This is a genomic window from Dyadobacter subterraneus, from assembly GCF_015221875.1.
Lineage (GTDB): Bacteria > Bacteroidota > Bacteroidia > Cytophagales > Spirosomataceae > Dyadobacter > Dyadobacter subterraneus.
Map to the genome: position 1 here is coordinate 580,450 of NZ_JACYGY010000002.1, position 19,208 is coordinate 599,657.

General features: G+C 39.2%; 16 protein-coding genes. 8 read left to right on the plus strand and 8 right to left on the minus strand.

What is annotated here, in order from left to right:
• The first annotated feature begins 40 nt into the window (after positions 1–40).
• Positions 41–244: a DUF433 domain-containing protein gene (locus IEE83_RS27800; RefSeq protein ID WP_194124020.1), complete on the plus strand. Its 204-nt coding sequence runs from the start codon at positions 41–43 to the stop codon at positions 242–244.
• On the opposite strand, the gene IEE83_RS27805 is transcribed toward IEE83_RS27800, so the two are convergent.
• From IEE83_RS27805 to IEE83_RS27820, 4 genes are read right to left on the minus strand one after another with little or no spacing between them, the layout of a single operon-like run.
• Positions 237–3,017 carry a CHAT domain-containing protein gene (locus tag IEE83_RS27805; RefSeq protein ID WP_194124021.1) on the minus strand — a complete coding sequence of 927 codons (2,781 nt, stop codon included), beginning with the start codon at positions 3,015–3,017 and terminating at the stop codon, positions 237–239. The genes IEE83_RS27800 and IEE83_RS27805 overlap by 8 nt on opposite strands.
• Positions 3,018–3,049: 32 nt before the next feature.
• Positions 3,050–4,828 carry a S8 family serine peptidase gene (locus IEE83_RS27810; protein ID WP_194124022.1) on the minus strand — a complete coding sequence of 593 codons (1,779 nt, stop codon included), beginning with the start codon at positions 4,826–4,828 and terminating at the stop codon, positions 3,050–3,052.
• Between the two features lie 33 nt (positions 4,829–4,861).
• A complete protein-coding gene (locus IEE83_RS27815; protein WP_194124023.1) occupies positions 4,862–5,581 on the minus strand; it encodes a tetratricopeptide repeat protein in 720 nt (239 codons plus the stop codon).
• A 7-nt stretch (positions 5,582–5,588) separates the two neighbouring features.
• Positions 5,589–6,200: an RNA polymerase sigma factor gene (locus IEE83_RS27820; protein ID WP_194124024.1), complete on the minus strand. Its 612-nt coding sequence runs from the start codon at positions 6,198–6,200 to the stop codon at positions 5,589–5,591.
• 186 nt (positions 6,201–6,386) lie between these two features.
• Here IEE83_RS27820 and IEE83_RS27825 point away from each other — a divergent pair, with 186 nt between their 5' ends.
• The 6 genes from IEE83_RS27825 to IEE83_RS27850 all read left to right on the plus strand — a co-directional run bounded on the left by IEE83_RS27825 (position 6,387) and on the right by IEE83_RS27850 (position 13,535).
• Positions 6,387–7,046, plus strand: coding sequence for a hypothetical protein (locus IEE83_RS27825; RefSeq protein ID WP_194124025.1), 660 nt, complete (start codon positions 6,387–6,389; stop codon positions 7,044–7,046).
• A 72-nt stretch (positions 7,047–7,118) separates the two neighbouring features.
• Positions 7,119–8,849 carry a M3 family oligoendopeptidase gene (locus tag IEE83_RS27830; protein WP_194124026.1) on the plus strand — a complete coding sequence of 577 codons (1,731 nt, stop codon included), beginning with the start codon at positions 7,119–7,121 and terminating at the stop codon, positions 8,847–8,849.
• Between the two features lie 77 nt (positions 8,850–8,926).
• Positions 8,927–9,178 carry a hypothetical protein gene (locus IEE83_RS27835; RefSeq protein ID WP_194124027.1) on the plus strand — a complete coding sequence of 84 codons (252 nt, stop codon included), beginning with the start codon at positions 8,927–8,929 and terminating at the stop codon, positions 9,176–9,178.
• 589 nt (positions 9,179–9,767) lie between these two features.
• A complete protein-coding gene (locus tag IEE83_RS27840; RefSeq protein WP_194124028.1) occupies positions 9,768–10,841 on the plus strand; it encodes an NAD-dependent epimerase/dehydratase family protein in 1,074 nt (357 codons plus the stop codon).
• Positions 10,842–10,913: 72 nt separating this feature from the next.
• A complete protein-coding gene (locus tag IEE83_RS27845; protein ID WP_194124029.1) occupies positions 10,914–11,861 on the plus strand; it encodes a glycosyltransferase in 948 nt (315 codons plus the stop codon).
• Positions 11,862–11,867: 6 nt separating this feature from the next.
• Positions 11,868–13,535, plus strand: coding sequence for a hypothetical protein (locus IEE83_RS27850; protein WP_194124030.1), 1,668 nt, complete (start codon positions 11,868–11,870; stop codon positions 13,533–13,535).
• Here the strand turns inward: IEE83_RS27850 and IEE83_RS27855 are convergent.
• Entirely contained in the window at positions 13,480–13,926 is a 447-nt protein-coding gene (locus IEE83_RS27855; RefSeq protein ID WP_194124031.1) for an RrF2 family transcriptional regulator, read from the minus strand. The two genes, IEE83_RS27850 and IEE83_RS27855, sit on opposite strands and share 56 nt — an antisense overlap.
• A 277-nt stretch (positions 13,927–14,203) precedes the next feature.
• Here IEE83_RS27855 and IEE83_RS27860 point away from each other — a divergent pair, with 277 nt between their 5' ends.
• Positions 14,204–14,884: a M10 family metallopeptidase domain-containing protein gene (locus IEE83_RS27860; RefSeq protein ID WP_194124032.1), complete on the plus strand. Its 681-nt coding sequence runs from the start codon at positions 14,204–14,206 to the stop codon at positions 14,882–14,884.
• On the opposite strand, the gene IEE83_RS27865 is transcribed toward IEE83_RS27860, so the two are convergent.
• The 3 genes from IEE83_RS27865 to IEE83_RS27875 all read right to left on the minus strand — a co-directional run bounded on the left by IEE83_RS27865 (position 14,885) and on the right by IEE83_RS27875 (position 19,204).
• Positions 14,885–17,290, minus strand: a complete 2,406-nt coding sequence (locus IEE83_RS27865; RefSeq protein WP_194124033.1) for a 3-hydroxyacyl-CoA dehydrogenase/enoyl-CoA hydratase family protein — start codon at positions 17,288–17,290, stop codon at positions 14,885–14,887.
• 69 nt (positions 17,291–17,359) lie between these two features.
• Positions 17,360–17,824, minus strand: a complete 465-nt coding sequence (locus tag IEE83_RS27870) for a MarR family winged helix-turn-helix transcriptional regulator (RefSeq protein WP_194124034.1) — start codon at positions 17,822–17,824, stop codon at positions 17,360–17,362.
• 132 nt (positions 17,825–17,956) lie between these two features.
• Complete coding sequence (locus IEE83_RS27875) at positions 17,957–19,204, minus strand: peroxiredoxin family protein (RefSeq protein ID WP_194124035.1); 1,248 nt, start codon at positions 19,202–19,204, stop codon at positions 17,957–17,959.
• Positions 19,205–19,208 lie beyond the last annotated feature (4 nt).

Sequence of the window (19,208 nt, forward strand, 5' to 3'; positions counted from 1 at the left end):
TTCGTTTATTTTTTATATATTTGATTTAAAGACAATTGTTATGAATTATAGAAATTATATCGAATCCGACCATCGCATTATGCTGGGCAAACCGGTAATAAAAGGAACGCGTCTGACAGTTGAATTAATTTTACGCAAACTGGGTGAAGGAGCTTCAACAACGGATTTATTGTTAATGTATCCTCATTTGACAAATGAAAGTTTACAGGCTGCTATGCTGTATAAACAAGACCTTTCTAAATAAGACTTGTTCTTTTACGCCGATGAACGTATCTAAAATTTCGTGATCGAAAAAGAAGAATTCCAACTATAATTAGTGCTGCAATTCCTCCCAAAATCAAATAAATTATCTCCTTCGAAAACCCTATTTCAACCGGTTCCGCATTTCCAACCAATACCATTCCCGCCCAGGAATAAGGCAATTGATCACTTTTTGAAGCTGTTTTTAACCATTCAATTTGCGCTTGCTGTAAGGCCAGATCTAACGGAATTCCCTTTTCCATTTGATCATAAAATAATTCTGTCAGCTCGTAAATTGACTTATTTTCAACACTCCAAAGCGTTGTCAAAGTAGATGGAATTCCGATACCTGCAAATCCTCTGGCCAGACTAAAAACACCTTCCCCTTTTTGGTTTTTTCCAACTCCGGTTCGGCATGCCGATAAAATAAGTAATTGTGTTTTGGATAATGCTGACGATGAAAGTTCTGAAAGTGTCAGCGTTGAATCAGCAAAATATAAAGTAGGTTCAACTTCAGAACTGTCTGCACTTGCGTGTGTAAGTAATTGAATGATGCTGTGTGACGATAATTCTTTCATGAAAGCCCTGCGCGATGCGTCTTGACCGGTAAGACTTTTCGAAAAAAAGAAATGTTTATTAATTGCTTCCAAAGCAATTTCCGAGCCGGGCAAAGAAGCCTGATTAAGTTTTTTAGAAAACTGAACGGGAGCCATTCCGAGAAATGCATTTGTTGAGGATATTCCTTCTTCCGACCGTTTCATTTTCGCCAAAAAGCTGGCGGAATAAGTATAACTAAAAGCGTATCGGTTAACCAGAAAATCAGGTTTTTCAGCTGAAAAACTTAAACTTTCAAAAGGCAGAAAATTACCGTCTGGTGAGATAATCACACGATTTGATTTTATTTCAAAAGGTTTTAACAACAATTCATATAACTTGTTTGATACACTTAAATAATGATCAAACTGCTTATTTTGAATTTCTCTTCCGCCCAATAATTTCTGAAATTCTGAAACACACTTTTGATAATCAGCAAGTTTAATCTTTTTGAAATTCACTTTTTTGTTGGTGATACTGAGTCCGTATACCGCGCTGTCGCCAACGAAATAAGAAATTAAATTTTGTCCGTCAGGAATAACTTTTGCACGGACTTCTTTCAGTCCCGGTACGCGGTTATCGTATTTATATGAATAATATTGAGGATTCGCTTTTTCAAGCTGGCGAACAAATATTTGCTGTTCTTCCTGCGCATTATAAAGATCGTCCCGAAAGCGCAAATATTCTTTGGATCCCGGTTTGCTTTCACTTAACTGATCCTGCAAATCTGTAATTTTCACCCGGATTATTCTTTCCCGTTCCGCATCCTTTTCACTAAGCTGCTGATTTGCTCCCAGTTCATTTAATTGGTCATTCAACATAACTGCACGACTTTTTTCAAAAAAATAAAAAGCCGTTTCAGGATCTTTCAGCAAAAAACAGGTTTCAATTGCATGCTCATACATTCCTTTTGTCCGGTTTCGCCAAAAGAGTTTTGACACATTACCGGTATGTTCCCAACGCATGAAATCAATCATGGTATCAGCCAGCATATAATTTTTTAACGCAATTTTCAGTTTTACAGGATCCGTTTTTGAGAATTGTCCATACGCCAGCCACGTATCTGCGTTATCCTGAACAATCGAAAGCAGATAATCTTTCTGCGCAGTAATTCGGATTGATTTCGCTTTCGGTACAGAAGTAATTCCCGGCAAATTTTCCGTAGGCAATAATTCTTTTAAGCCTTGTTGAAAATATTGAAATGACTTCAAATAATCCTTCTTCGATGCATAAGCGAGGCCCATTCTATCCAGCAAAACACCTTTACTGTAAGCACTTTTATCCAAATCCAGCGCTTTTTGGTAATATTTTAACGCCTGGTTATGATCGTTATTCTGGTAATAATAAAAACCGATCGCATTGATAAAATCAGACAGATTTCTATGTTCACATTTCTCAGCGATTTTGTATGCGAGCAAATATTCAGCTAATTCTTCCTTTTTCTCATTTAGTGCCCTGTTAATATCACCAAGCAAACGATGTTGATTTGCTAAGGAATAACAGGCTTCCGGAAGATTTTGCATAATCTTAATTGCTTTTAAGACTTCTGTTTTTGCTTCCCCGTTCCGTTCCAGCTCTGACAATGCCTGCGCTTTTTGCTGTAAAATTTCAGCCAGTGTTTCAAAATCTTTAATTTCAGATGCAATTTCTTCCCCCAGATCAGCATACGAAAGTGCTTTTTGAAAATCACCTTTTACGTAATAAGCATAAACCAGATACAAATATGCACTTGCTGTAAACGGTTTGGAATCCTTATCGTTTTTTCCAATTCTTACCGCTTCACTCAAATATTTTATCGCATTTTCAGTCAATTGGGAAGCGTTGTAATAAACGCCGATACGATAATTCGCTTTAACCAAATCTCTTTTTTTCAGCGACTTATTTGATTTTCCATACAATGGAATAACTTTTTTTGTGACCTTAATTGCTTCCTCGAAATTCCCGGCGAAACGATGTACCATACCCAATTGCAACAGCCCGCTGATGTATGTTGAATCTGCAACCGGATAACATTTTTCCCAGTTTGCCAGCCATTTTTCAAGTTTGATCTGCTGGATACTGTCCGGATTTCCTGCTGTTATTTTAGACAGGTCCTCAAAAAAAATTTGGGAAGAGCGACATTGTGCTCTTCCCTCTATATTGAAAAATAAAATGACCAGAAAAAAAATGAGTTGCCTGAACATTGGTATTGAAAAAAATATTGGATCACGAAGGGTCAAAATAATGGCCCATTATCCATTTTTAGAAGCGCTCCATTTTTTATTCGTCCCGACAATTCCAGCGTGCTTTCGGTGATTGCATCAATCACACTTTGTCTGGTTGCGGCATCCGACGGCTCAATAGGATTTGTTGTCAGATATTCTGCCAGTTTCCCAGAGAAATAGCTCACAGCGAAAGAAGTTCCGTGCAAAGGTTTCCCGTCCGAAGGCGAAGGATAAGCACTGACTACGGCAGCATTAACAAATTCAGTAGAATAATTTCCATTGAAATGATACCCTGAAAACCAGTCATACAGGTCTAAATCCAGGTTAAGATCTTTTTTGATACGCTCGTTCAGGTTGACTTTTGCATAAGACAAATCCCTGTTATTAAGATCTTTTCTCTCAAATTTAATAAAAGGACTTACGTCGGTAACCGTGATAACGTTGTTGAAAATTTTACTGAAACAAGCTGGAAAAACGTTGACAGCATCCACACCGGTGGCACTTGGCATTGTGTTGAAATCATCAAATACCAATTCCTGCCCTTCATTTCCGGCCGCCGCCACAACCCAGATTTTATTTTTTTCAAGCTGCTCAAATTTTTTCTTCAGCAATTCATATCCACCCGGATTTAAGCGTCCTTCAAAACTTGCATTGATGATCCGGATATTCATTCCTGCTTCTTTACAAGCAAGCACATAATTCAGTGAACAAAGTAAATCGTAGATTGTGCCCCATCCTGCGCAGTTAAAAGCTTTGACCGGCAATACAGGTACATTTCCCTGTTGATTGATAACCGCAGAAATTATAGAACCATGGCGACCTTCACTTCTCGTAGGATTTAAGGAAGTAACCCGGTTATCATCATAAGGATTATTCAGAATTTCAAGCTTTGTTCTTGTAGCCAGATTTGCGTAATCGGTGTTGGCTTTATATTCAGCATCAAAAACATTGTCAGAATCTTTGCAGGATCTCAGATAGGAAGTTACAGCGCAATATCCCCAGGTATTTCCTCGTAAACGGTCATTCTGAGATTCAATTTTCTCTATTTTGGCTACATCAAATTTTCTAACGTTTGCATCAGAATTTAAATAGCTACCTATCAAACTCTTTGTTTCCTCTTCCAGTTTATACCAAAGTCCGGTGTCTATCACACTTACAATAACCGAATCATCATTGAGATATTCGAAAGACGGTGTGCCTAAAACGGCCGGAAAATCACTGGCCAAAGCCACAAAATCGGTGTCCGTAAAATCACGGATTGAGCCTGGATCCCCATTTGGTTTTCCACAAATAATGAGGTTTTCAACTTGCTGCTGAAAAAGAATTCCTGTATTCTCACTGACTTCGAATACGCCAAAGTCATAGTCGTCAAGCCATTCAATCAAAACAGTGTAAGATTCTACACCAAACTCTTCCTTCGGATTTGCACATTCACTAACCCGTATCACGCGCACGGGCAATTGAAGCGTATCTTTCAAACCAAAAGGTGTGAACGTAAGAACAACCCAGTTGTTTTCTCTAAGCAATCCCCGGCCTTCATATCCGGAAGCTGAAACAACCAGTATTTTTTGCTTTGGTGTAGCATAAACAAAAAAGTCTTTGAAGTCAGGCGCTTTGGCAACGGGAAGATGCAGGCCCCATTGTTTTGCATTTTTTTCCAGGTCAACATTTTCCTGTGAACGCTTTGAAGGACTTCTACCGAAATCAAGGACCAGAGCATTAGGATTATCCTTTTCGTAATCACATTCCAGAAGATTCCGGTCAGCGTCAACGATTCTAAAAGAAGGCATAAATTTCATATTGCAGATGTAAGTACAAACTATTTATTTTACCCATTTCACCGCTTCCTCTTTCCCCTCTAAATTACTATCTATCACCTCATTCAACAAGTTATCTGCTACTTTTTTATCAACCGGCAAGCCTCGCTGCAAATGCGCAATGGCTTCATAAAACCTTCCGGGATTTGAAAACAGATTTTTTTGATCGCCCAATTGATGAAAATAGGTTATCGCATTGTCATAATTTTTCAGTTTTAACGAAACAATTCCTGCGATTTTCTGAACTTCCGCATTTTCAGGATCTCGTTTTAAAACTGCCTGAATAATGGAAGATGTTTTTTGATAATTGCCCTTATTATATTCATTTATAGCCTGTTGCAAACTGTCAGCTTTTCCATCCATGTGTACACTCAATGTTGAAAAGTTCTCCTCAACATAGATATTTGCCAATTGTTCTTTTTCCTTAATTCCGGAGTTAAGGAAAAACCAGCCCAAACCAAAGGCAATCAGAACAATCGCCGCGGCGGCATAGTACATAAGTTGCCGGGTAATGGTTTTTGAAGGATTTTTCGAAAGTTGCTGCCATTCAGCATGTTTTTCTGCCAATATCTTTTCCCGGATATCTTCTTTCGCGCTTTGTTTTACCAATAAATAAAAAGCAACCGAGTCGGCCAGTTCAGGATTTGTCCTTAATTCTTCCTCAAAACGTTCTTTCTCTTCAACGGAAAGCTGCCTTTCAAAATAATCCTCAATACGTTGTTCCATGGCATTATTATTTTCTTCCACTATCCTTTTTAATTCCTTTTAGATACATTTCCCTTAACTTTTCCATGCAACGCAAACGACTGGTCTTCACAACAGCGGCAGATTGGTAGTCCATCTCCACCGCTATTTCCTGATCCATAAATCCTTCACTCCATGCTTTCAACATTTGCCGGCATTTTTCACCCAATTCCCGCAGGCGTTCATGCAAAACTTCCAGATCGTATTGATCTATAAGCTGTTGCACAATACTTCGGGTATCGTCGGGAAGTATGCTAATGTAATCATCAAGTGTACTTCCCTTATGAACCTGCTGACGATTAGTCGCATTCTTTCGGATAAGGTCAACACATTTGTTATTAAAAATTTGATAGAGATAAGTTTTCAGTCCTGAACGGCCTTCAAAGCGTCCATTTTGAATGTTTTCGATAATGGTAAGAATTGTATCAGAATAAGCAATGGAGCATTCATCGGTAGAAAGTTTGTGTTTCCAGACACCTTCGCGAATGAGGTAAGCATATTTTTCATAAAGGCGATTTTCAAAAGAACGTAGCGAGCCGTCTTTTGATAAGATGCCTTCTATCAGGACATTATCAGAAAGTATTTTTTGGAAAAATGGCATGGTATGTGCGAATTCGGAATGGAAATATACGTAAAAACGGCCGTTTCCCGGAAATTTTTTATCAGTTGTTTGCTTCTGACATGCGTTTTTCGACTTAATGGACAGAATTCGTGAATCTCTTCCAAATCAGAAAGGATTTCATTCATTTTTCCCAAACTATTTCGGTCATATCAAACAAAATTTCAAATGAAAAATCTGATCTTATCCGCACTCGTTTTGTTAGTATTCTGCCTTACCAGTTGTAAAAAAGACAAGGATGCAAGTCCTGCATTTTCTGCTGAAATTCAGGCAATAGTTCCGCAAAGTATTATTGATGATCTCCGGAAACGCGGCATGCCAATTAATGAAGGAATTACACCGCCAAATGTGGAAGGCATTTACATTTCTTCCCCGCATACACTTGTAAGTACATATGATGGCGATTCTTATACTGTTGGTTATGAATTTGCTGATCTTACTGTGAAATTATCAAAACAGGATGAAGAAGCCTTATCTGTTGCCATTGATACAAAACAGAACACTTCCAGCGGAACCGGAATCGGAGGATTTATAGCCGGCGCAGGAAATAAATTTACCATTTTCGCAGAACTTGATGTAGTTGATGGAGCAGTTACTTCCAAGCAGATCAGGGTCTTTTCGGGTGAAATCACAGCAGACGGAATTAAGGATTTTTACTCGGCACTGGTTATCAAAGAAAAAAATGATCCGGACGATACTATGATTGAAGTCGGACAGGGCCGTATTATCAAAGATGGAGACGGATTGGCGCAAAATACTTCTTCATTCCGGACAGGCAGTTCAGATACCAAAATCGTTATGGAAAGAAAGGACGATTCTCAGCGATAGTCGTTTTTCAAAGTTGCAGTTTACGCCATTTACACATTACCTTTGGACGACAAAAAAATCGCACGAGGTATCATGATAAATCAGGAAACTACGACGTTGGCCCGCTCTGAAAGGGTTTTTATAGGTGAAGAATTTGATCTTAAAAAATGGGATGATCTTCAACCCTTTTACGATAATTTAAAAGACAGGGAAATCAATTCGGCTGCGGATCTTCGTCAATGGCTTTTGGATAGAAGTGAGCTTGAATCTTATTTATCTGAAAACTTTGCGTGGAGATATATCCGCCAAACCTGCGATACTGCTAATTCTGGTCTGATCAACGCTTTGCAATTTTTCATCACAGAAATTCAGCCAAAACTTGCTGAGTATGGAAATGAGCTGGATAAAAAAGCAGTGGAAAGTCCATACCTGAATGAGTTGACTGATCAGGGATTTGCCGTTACAATTCGCGGAATGAAAAAAGCCATAGAGCTTTTCCGTGAGGAAAACATTCCGCTGCAAACGGAAATGCAAACCGAGGAACGTCGTTACGGAGCCATTGCCGGCGCTATGACGGTGACGCTGGACGGTGAAGAAATGACTTTGCAAAAAGCTTCCGACCGTTTGCAATCTTCTGATCGTTCGGTTAGGGAGGAAGCCTGGCGGACAATAGCGGAAAGACGTTTTCAGGATCATGAAGTTCTCGACGAGCTTTTAAATAAACTTGTAACACTTCGTGACCAGGTTGGGAAAAATGCTGGTTTTGCAAACTACCGGGATTATATGTTTGCCGCTATGGGCCGTTTTGATTATACGCCTCAGGATTGTTTCAACTTTCATGATTCGGTAAAAGAAGCAGTTGTGCCTCTTTTGAATGATATGGCAACGAGCCGTAAAGAAGCTTTGAATGTTGAACAGCTGCGCCCATGGGATACAAAAGTTGATCCAAAGGGATTGCCTCCATTAAAACCTTTTGAAAGCGGAGAGGAGCTACTTGACAAAACAATCCGTTGTTTCAGCCGTCTGGATCCGTTTCTTGGAAATTGTCTTCAGATCATGAAAAACATGAAACATCTGGATCTGGAATCAAGAAAAGGAAAAGCACCGGGCGGGTATAATTATCCGCTGGAAGAAATTGGAGTACCATTTATTTTCATGAATGCAACTTCCAATCTTCGTGATATGGTTACACTTTTGCATGAAGGTGGCCACGCGGTGCATTCGCTTGTGACACGTGATTTGGCATTAAATTCTTTCAAACACACACCGTCAGAAGTTGCAGAACTGGCTTCCATGTCAATGGAATTAATTACGATGGATTTCTGGGATGAGTTTTTTGATAACGATGCAGATCTTCGTCGCGCAAAAATTCAGCATCTGGAATCTATTATTGAAACGCTTCCATGGGTTGCTACGGTTGATAAATTTCAGCACTGGATGTATGAAAATCCGGAACATACCGCCGAAGAACGTACAACAGCCTGGGTTGAAATTTATAGTCAGTTTACGGATAAGGTAATGGATTGGTCGGGACTGGAAAATCTTCAAAAGTATTTGTGGCAGCGTCAGCTTCATATTTATGAGGTGCCTTTCTATTATATTGAATACGGAATTGCACAATTGGGTGCAATCGGCGTTTGGAAAAACTACCGTGAGAATCCGGAAAAAGGATTGAAAGGATATCTTGATGCGTTAAAAATGGGTTATACTGCTCCGATTACGGAAATTTATCAGGCTGCCAACATTCCTTTTGACTTTTCCAAGAATTACATTACAGAATTGATGCAATTCGTACAAAGTGAGTTAGAACGATTAAAAATTTGATAATTCGTTTGCTAACCATTTGGTGGTTATATAAAAGGCGGTTATTTTTGTGCGTATTACTATGAACCAGTAGAGAGATGAAATTTAGTAAAATAGCCGCGTTTGTGGCATGTATCGCATTGTTGTCTTCTTGTGACTATCAAAAATATAACCACAAAGAGCAGAAGGACTTAAATGCCAAGAATGACTACGTTTACGGTGTAAGCCCAGATTCTTTACCACGTCAAATGGCTAATAAATATACTGCGGATCCTACACTTGAACCACGCGTGAACGCAATTCGTGCAAAATTGTATGGCGGTTCTGGTAGTGCATACATTAAAGAATAGTATCTGTTTTTACAGAATTGATTTTATAACAGGATATCCTTCATATGAAGGATATCTTTTTTATTTCTGCCTGGTGTATTTCCTTTTGAATATTAATTACATTTCTTCTGTAAATTAAGATTGAAATATAATTTTTAAAGGCATTCGAAAGTTAAAAGTTACCTTTACCCAGCTGGTCAATCAATACCATCACCGTAAGTTTTGTTTCATGGCAAGCAGGATTTTCACCATTGTCATTAAGCTCAGTTATAAAAATTCATATGTCTGAACTTATTTCATGACATCTTCATTTTATCAAAGACACCTCTTTTATTATTACAAAGTTTAATATCAGGATCTGAAAAAAGTTTAAACACGGGAAGAGAATTTAAACTTAAAGAGCTGATTACTCTTATAAACACCTGATATTCTGGTTACTTATAAGTCAGTTTTCCTACGATGATTAAAAAATGGGAGGTAATTTCAATCTCAGTTGAGTAAGCGGTTGGGATAATTGTTCGATTTTAATTTACTTTACAGTCTTATTATACACATCATAAATATAGTATTATTTTAATACCAGATTTAAAAACCGTATTTTTAGCTTAATATGAATATAGCGCTCGTTACCGGTTCAGCCGGATTGATAGGAAGTGAATCTGTTGCTTTTTTAGCTGACAAGTTTGATTTAATAATTGGAGTTGATAATAATTTACGTGAATATTTCTTCGGAGCTGATGGAAATACAGCGTGGAACAAGAGCCGCATAGAATCTGCTTACACCAATTACAAGCACTATTCAGCTGATATTCGTGAGGTTAACCAATTGGAACCGATTTTCAAAGAATACGGCTCTGATATTAAACTGATCATCCACGCAGCTGCACAGCCAAGCCATGACTGGGCCGCTCGTGAGCCTTTCACAGACTTCGGCGTTAATGCTGTTGGTACTTTGAATATGCTTGAAATGACACGTCTTCACACACCCGAAGCTGTGTTCATTTTCACTTCTACGAATAAAGTTTACGGTGATAATCCTAACTATCTGCCTCTTGTTGAGTTGGAAACACGTTGGGAAATTGACGAAAGCCATCCATATTTCAAAAATGGAATTGACGAACAGCATAGTATCGACCATACAAAACACTCCATCTTTGGTGCTTCAAAAGTAGCGGCTGATATTATGGTGCAGGAATATGGCCGTTATTTTGGAATGAAAACAGCTGTTTTCCGTGGCGGATGTCTTACTGGTCCTAACCATTCAGGCGCTCAGCTTCATGGTTTCCTTGCTTATTTGATGAAATGTGCAATCACTGGAAATCACTACACGATTTTCGGATACAAAGGGAAACAGGTTCGTGACAACATTCACAGCCATGACCTTGTAAACATGTTCTGGCATTTTTACCAAAATCCTCGTCCGGGCGAAGTTTACAACGCAGGCGGCGGTCGTTTTGCAAACTGCTCAATGATTGAAGCCATTGCATTGTGTGAAGAAATTACAGGCAATAAATTATCCCATTCATATTCTGAAACCAACCGTATCGGTGACCATATCTGGTATGTAAGTGATCTTTCTAAATTTAAAGAACACTATCCGGGCTGGAATTGGGAATTTGGATTAACAGAAACGCTTACACAAATACACGACGGCATATCTTCAAGATTGGCAAGTGTAAAATAATATCTTAGTCTTTATAACCTCCGAACGAGTAAAATCCCTTATACTTGTTCGGAGGTTATTTTCATCACTGCTATGCCTGAAAATTTTGTAATCATTATTCCACAGTATAACGACTGGGAGGCTCTGAATCTGCTGATACAAAAAATAAATACAGATTTAAGTCCGACAGTGTTAAAAAACTCATCTCTACTGGTGGTTGATGATTGTTCTTCTAAAGACCGGACGGAGCCATTCGTTCCTTTTGGAGGAAAAGACATTCAGGTTTTACGTCTTTACCGGAATCTTGGTCATCAAAAAGCAATTGCAATCGGCCTTTCCTACATTGCAGAAAATATCGATTGCGATAATGTGATTGTCATGGATGCAGATGGCGAAGATGCTCCTTCCGATATTAACAAACTGGTTCAAAGGTCATTAGAAGTTCCCGGGAAGATTATTTTTGCACAGCGAAACAAGCGTACAGAAAATTTCATTTTCAGGTTTTTCTATATTATTTACAAGAACCTGTTCAAGCTTCTTACCGGCAAGGTTATCACATTTGGTAATTTCAGCCTGGTTCCAAAGCAAAGATTAAAAAATCTGGTACGTGTTTCTGAAATCTGGAACAATTATCCGGGTGGCATTATCAAATCCAGAATTCCTTACGACTCAATTCTTACCGACCGGGCAAAACGTCTTGCAGGAGAAAGCAAGATGAATTTTGTTTCGCTGGTTTTACACGGATTGAGTACCATTTCTGTTCTTGTTGATACCACTGCTGTAAGAATACTGATTTTTTCGATATTCATGTCCGGGCTTGCGGTTGCTTTTATCATTTTAATTCTGTTTTTGAAACTGATCGGGAATGCAACACCGGGCTGGGCATCTACTTTGGGCAGCACATTAATTATTTTGATGCTGCAATCCTTTCTGATTTCTTTGTTTCTGGTGTTTATGGTGTTGCAATATCGCTCTCAGCAACACTTTATTCCGGCAGTACATTATCGCGATTTTGTAGAAAAAGTAGATACCATCAGCTAGGATCGTATGGTAACTTTCGACAGTACTCCCACACTATATTGGCTCCTTGGTTATTTGCTTGCAGGAATCGTTATTATTTCTGCTGTTTATAAAATAATTCCGGCAAAAGTATTTTTCATACTGTCAATTCTGCTGCTCGTTTTCATGCGTATGCCGGTTCTCGTTTTCAACCGGGAAATCAATGCAGATGAAAGCCAGATGCTTAGCCACGCCATTACGCTGTATGAAGATCCCGTTTATTGGCGTTCGGTAGATGGAACTACAATCGGGCCGTTAGACAATTATCTGCTGGTTGTTCCCAAACTTTTCGGCTTTCAAATTAATTATACCAGTGGCCGGGTTATGGGTTTGCTTTGTACCATTGGCGCTCTTCTTTTTGTCTTTCTCGCCATGAGAAACTGGTTTGGAGAAACGCTTAGCAGAATTGCAATCGTCACTCCTGTTATTTTTCTGGCCTTTACTCAGGAAACGGATTTTGTACATTATTCAAGTGAGCAGCTTCCGGTTTTCCTTCTGGCGACAATAATTTGGTTACTTTCTAAAATCACAGAAAGTAAAAGTCTATCTTCTGCCTCTACATTTACTCTGGGTTTAGTAGCCGGAATGATGCCTTTTGCAAAACTACAATCGGTGCCTCAGGCTATGGTGATTGTGTTGGCTGCAATTTGGATTTGTTATCATTTCTTCCAAAAAACAAAACAGATTAAGCCACTATTGTTTTTACTTTCAGGAGGACTTGCTTTTCCGGTTCTGTTATTCATTTGGGCTGCTGCAAATCACGTTTTCGGTGATTTTATTGATTTTTATTTACTCGGAAATGCAATTTACGCTGGTGAAAATAACTGGCTGTCTATTCCGGTACAAATGTTCAATCTGATTACGCTAAGTCCTGATTTCAAGATTTATTCGCTCGTATTGATTGTTCCTATAATTTTGGGAATTGTATATGCATTTCTTCCTAATTCACGTAAAAAGTCCCAAACCCAATTCGTTTTGCCAGCTACGTTAATCTTGTCGGTACTGGCGGGGATTTATGCAGCTACAAAATCAGGCAATACTTTTATCCATTATCTTAATTTTTGTATTTATCCATGGATATTGCTGGCGGCATATGGTACTTCAAAACGTTATAACTGGTTTACAGTTTTTTCCGTATTACTGCTATTCTGGTTTGTAGGAAATGATGCGATAAATTATAGAAGAGAACACAGACTCAATAGTTTTGAGTCCATAGGAGGAGCCAATAAACTGGCAGAAAATCCGGTTGTGAAAGAATTGAAAAAATTTACAAAACCGGGCGATTATATGACCGTCTGGGGATGGCAATGTCAATATTACGTTGAGGCGCAGTTGGCACAGGGGACAGCAGAAAACCACTCCGAACGCTCCATATTTAAACATCCCTTGCAGGAAAAATATCTAAGCCGTTATCTGAGCGATCTGAACAGAACCAAACCAGTTGTAATTCTGGATGCGGTTGGTAAAAACAGTTTGTGGGTACAGGATAAAAAAACGCAGGGAATTGAAAATTTCCCCGCGCTCGCAAATTTCGTCCATCAGCATTATACGCTGGTGTCAGACAAGAATGATATAAAATTATTTGTAAGAAAAGACCGGCTTACGACTCAACAGCAAGCAGATGTTCTCCCGTACCTTGCTGCAATAAATCGCTAAGTGTAGTCTGGTCCAGAACGGCAAGGTTCGCATCTCTCCATTTTTCCAATACTGTACGCAGACTGCAAGTTTCTTCATCTTTACAGTCTTCACATCGTCCGTAAAAAAACATAGAAACACATAGTGCCGGAGCAATCGGGCCGTCGATGATCCTGAGAACTTTTGAAAAACTGACTTCACTTGGAGGGATTCTCAGCAGATATCCTCCGCCTTTTCCCTTCTGGCTTTGTAATACGCCGTTATTTCTCAGATCCAGCAGAATTGCTTCCAGAAATTTCTTTGGAATTCTTTCTTTTTCCGCGATGTATGAAATCAGAACAGGTCCTTTTCCAAACTGTTCCGCCAATACTTTAAGCGCCTTCAGAGCGTACTTTGCTTTCTTTGATATCATTGTTGATAAGTATACTAAAATTTCGCCTTTAAAAATTTACCGGATCTGATAACCTATCTTATCCATGTAACTTCTGGATTAACCTAAACCTAATTAGACATAACAAAAGATAACTGCTTTTTATTCATTAATTTGTCATAAACAAAATAGATGATACAATCAGGTAATCGCCAAGAAACCACAATTTTAAAAAATATCCTACTTACTCTACTAATTTATAGACTTTTCAAACTAATTTGTAATAAATACAAATATTAATCAAAAATACACACATTAAATGGCCGCGATTGCAACTCCTCAGTTTGAAAAAAACCAGATTGAAATTATTTCAAGATTGTATTTATATGGTTCTCAGGCAACTGAGGAAACAGGAAATAAAATAATTGATGAAATAAACCGGATGTATAATGAGCCGGAAGTTTTTGTTGAATTCAATGGAAAACAAATGAAAGTTTTATTCTCTGTCGGGTTTAAAATTATTTCAACGAGTGAAGCTATGATGCGGGCTGCCGTGAACTTCAACTATAAAAATAACTTTATCCGGATTGAAAATGAAAATCGCATTACCAGATCTTTCATGGGTTATGGAATAGGAGACAACGTTGGACATTGGCTTACTAGTGATAATCTGGGTACTTCCACCACCGCAGCACATGAATTTGGGCACAGTCTTGGTCTGGATCATCCCGCCAATCTTGACTTCCGTGGAAGTGATTCGCCACCGCCTATTATGGCCCCGCGCGGCAGTCTCGTTAACCCGCAATATCAATGGGAACCTACCGCAAAAGCGGGAGAATTTGGCGGAACGATGAACCCGAAATACCGGAAAGTGACAAAAGAAGAAGTTCTGCTTATTTTGAAAGATTTAAACTTCGAAAACAAGCAGAACCACTATATCGGACAACTTTCTAATACGCTTTTTGACAAAACCGGCAATCCAAGTCGCTGGCTTGCGTGATTAATTTCTTGGCGGCTTACCTCCATTTAAAAGTCCCTGCATTCTTTCCAGCGTTTTCTTCTCCCCGCAAAGTGATAAAAACGCTTCTCTTTCCAGATCCAGAAGATATTGTTCTGTTACATTTTGTGCAGAACTTAAATCACCGCCATTGATGACATAAGCAAGTTTGTTGGCAATTTTCGCGTCATGTTCACTGATGTAATTCGCTATTTTCATTTGGGCAATACCCGCCATGAAAAGTGCCATTCCTGCTTTTCCCTGTACTTTTATGTCACTTCTTTGTTTTGGCTGTGTATAACCGTTATCAGCCAGATCAATCGCTGCCTGTTTTGCTTCTGCTAACAAACGGCTGCGGTTCAGCACAATCTGGTCTTTGTCCTGGAAATAATTCATTGCCTTCGCATCATACGCAGAAGTCGAGACTTTCGCCTGGGCAATGTTCATAAAAGCAGTTTGGAGAATATTTAATTCTGTGTCTCCTGCCTGATACATGTCCGAACATCTCAGTGCCATTTCTTTGGTTCCGCCACCGGCAGGAATAAGTCCAACACCAAATTCCACCAAACCGATGTAAGTTTCAGCATGGGCAACCACTTTATCAGCATGAAGATTGAGCTCACAACCACCACCCAGCGCAATAGTATGAGGCGCAGTGACAACTGGAATGGAAGAATAACGCGCACGCATCATCGTTTGCTGGAATTGCGCGATGACCATATTGATTTCGTCAAATTCCTGTTCAATCGCAAACATGAAAAGCATAGCCAGATTGGCTCCTGCGGAAAACGCCTCGCTTGATTCATTTCCAATCACCAGTCCGCGGTATTCTTTTTCCGCCAGACTTATACTTTTCTGAATTCCTTCAATGACTTCGGAGCCCATGGTATTCATTTTGGATTTGAATTCCAGATTCAGGATTCCATCACCGATATCATACAGATTTGCACCGGCATTTTTCCAGACAATATTATTTGTAAGGTTACTTAAAATAATAAAACTTTCCTGACCCGGAATAACTTTGTACGATTTGGAAGGAATATCATAATAAAGTTTTTTACCATTTTCAACTTTATAAAAAGACTCATTTCCGGCTTCCAGCATTTCATAAACCCAGGCGGCCGGTTTTGCACTAAGCTCTTCCATAATGCCCAGCATGCTTTTTACGCCAATCGCATCCCAGGTTTCAAACAAGCCTAACTGCCATCCAAAACCTGCACAAATTGCTTGGTCAATCCGGAAAATTTCATCCGAAATTTCAGGAATTCTGAACGTAGCGTATTTGAAACAATCAGCAAAAGTTCTTCTGTAAAATTCTCCGGCTTTATCTTTTCCGGCTAAAAGAACACTGAAACGTTTGGCTACATCGCTGATTGCTTTTGTGCCTTCCAAAGTAGCAAATTTCACTTTTTCGGAAGGTTTGTATTCCAATGTCTGAAAATCCAGCGCCAGGATGACTGATTTTCCTTTGTCGTCTTTTACCTTTTTGTAAAAACCCTGACCGGTTTTATCTCCCAGCCATTTGTTATCATACGTTTTCTGCATGATTTCAGGTAATACAAAAGCATCACGGGATTCATCCGTTCCTTCGCCCGAAGCGTATAAATTCGCTGCTACATGAACAGTAGTATCCAATCCGACAACGTCAGACAAACGGTAAGTTCCGGATTTCGGACGACCAACAACCGGGCCGGTCAGTTTGTCAACCTCATCCACCGACAAACCCATTTCTTCGGCTACACGAATGGTTTGGATTAAGGCAAAAATTCCAAGGCGGTTTGCGATAAAACCAGGTGTGTCTTTACATAATACTGTGGTTTTACCTAAAAATAAATCACCATAATGCATCAGAAAATCAATGACTGATTTATCTGTTTCTGCTGTCGGGATAATTTCCAGTAATCTTAAATAACGCGGCGGATTGAAAAAATGCGTTCCGCAAAAATTCTTTTTAAAGTCTTCACTACGGCCTTCCGCCATTAAATGGATAGGAATTCCGGATGTATTGGAAGTGATCAGCGTTCCGGGTTTACGAAGCGCGTCCACTTTTTCATATAAACTTTTCTTGATATCAAGTCGCTCTACAACCACTTCAATCACCCAGTCGTAGTTGCTGATATCTTTTAAATTATCATCAAAATTGCCAAGTTTCACCCTTGAAGCAAAAGCAGGGCTGTAAAGTGCAGCCGGCGTCGCTTTTAAGGTTTGCTGGAAAGAATCGTTAACAATTCTATTGCGGACAGCTGGATGCTCCGTTGTCAATCCTTTTGCTTTTTCAGCGTCACTGGCTTCTTTTGGAACAATATCCAATAGTAAAACTTCTACTCCAATATTGGCAAAATGGCATGCAATACGCGACCCCATAATACCGGAGCCCAAAACGGCTACTTTACGAATTGAACGATTCATTATTTTAATTAAGGTTTTAGCTGTTGGCTATTAGCTTTTGGCAAAATGTCCAAACGAATAGTCAGGGATTTAAAATTCGTCTTCTATCTCACCGGCTTTGAGTTTTTGATTTTCCTCTTCAACCAGACGGTTTATATCTTTTATCACATCAAAAAATACAACGAGTTTATCAAGCGGAATTTTATCCCTGATCATTGTATTGAATGACAGTACGCCCTCACGTGAAAGTTCTCTTTTCTCTTTTCCTAAATCCGTCAAAACAATTCTTACAAATCGCTTATCGTTTTCATCCACTTCACGAACGATCAAACCTTTTTCTTCCAGATTTTTCAGCATTCTGACCAGGCTCCTTGGCTCCATACCCAACAATGGCGCAATTTTAGTTGCCGGCGTACCGTGCTCTAAATCAATGTTTAATAACACATAACCAACCGCCATTGTCGTATCAAACCGGGCTGCGTAAGCGTTATACATCCTGGAAATGGAATGCCATGCCCACTTAATCTGGAAGTCAATTGTCTTTTCCTTGCGCATCTTTTAGATTGGTAGGTGTCAGTGATGTAACGTTTACAAATGTAATAAATCAAATTAATATTATGCAAGCATACTAATTTTGTTGCATAAAAAAACGCATCAGGTTTTGGAAGCCCGATGCGTGTAATTTATTTATTTCTCGCTAATCAGTTTGTCCATCAATTGATTGAAATCTGTTACAAACTCATCATAATATTTACCTGTTCCCGGACCAGAAAATCCGGTGTGAATTTCTCGCACTTTTCCTTTTTTATCAACAAAAATCGTCGTTGGATAGGACATTACTTTGTTCAGCATCGGCAACGCTTTTGCTGTTGCTTCATCCGTATTTGTACCTGCTAAAAGCACTGGATATTCAATTCCAAAGCGGCTGACCATTCTTTTCAATTTTGGAGCCGAAACTGCAAGATCTGCCGAATGCTCAAAAGCAAGACCGATTACTTCTACTCCACGGTCTTTATTTTTCTTGTACCAGGGCGCTATGAAATTTGTTTCATCCATACAATTCGGGCACCATGAACCCAAAATCTGAATGATTACAGGTTTGCCCTGAAATCGAGGGTCTTTGAAAGACAAAGCTTTTCCATCAGCATCCGGAAATGTAAAATCAACCGTTTCAGAGCCCGGTTTCATATAAGTCAGTTTGGTGGCATCCGGTAATTTTGCATTTTCATTTAAAATCGATGTAAATGTTTTGTAGCCTTTAATTCCGGACCACATCGCACCTTTCAAAACACCATCTTTCAGGATCGCGGCCTTTATTAAATAAGCATTTGAGCCGTCGAAAGTCGATAAATACAAACTATCGCCTTTTACATTTCCACTAAGAAAACGATAATCACCGGTTGGCGTTAAAAACGAACCTTCAACGATACTTCCTTTTTGTGTGAAATTTCCAACGGCTTCGGTTGAATCTTTTGTTATTTCATTTTTGAAAATGGTCGCATATTTCCCGGTAACGTTTTTAATACCTTCCAAAGCTTCCTCTTTGAAAAACCGATAATTTGCTCCAAAAGTGGCCTGAAATGGCAGAGAACCCGTTACGGTTTTTCCATCTAGTCTTTTATAAACACCTGTCAATTTTTCTCCATCTACCGAAGCTGTAATTTCAAAATCGAAAAGCTGCATCGGAATGTGCAAAGAATCTTTCTCAAAATAGGCACTGTCGAGCTTTAAACGTTCATTTCCATTAACAGAATAGACGGTATAAGTTTTACCATCAGCGTTTTGTGCAAAGTCAAGAATGAACGGAAGTGTTTGTCCGTCACGGGTCAAGGTAGCGCGCCAGGTTCCGGGTTTCACCGAAGAATCTGTGGAAGACTGACAGCCCCAGATACTTATACCGGCAAAAAGCGTAATTATGAATTTTATTGCTCTCATATTC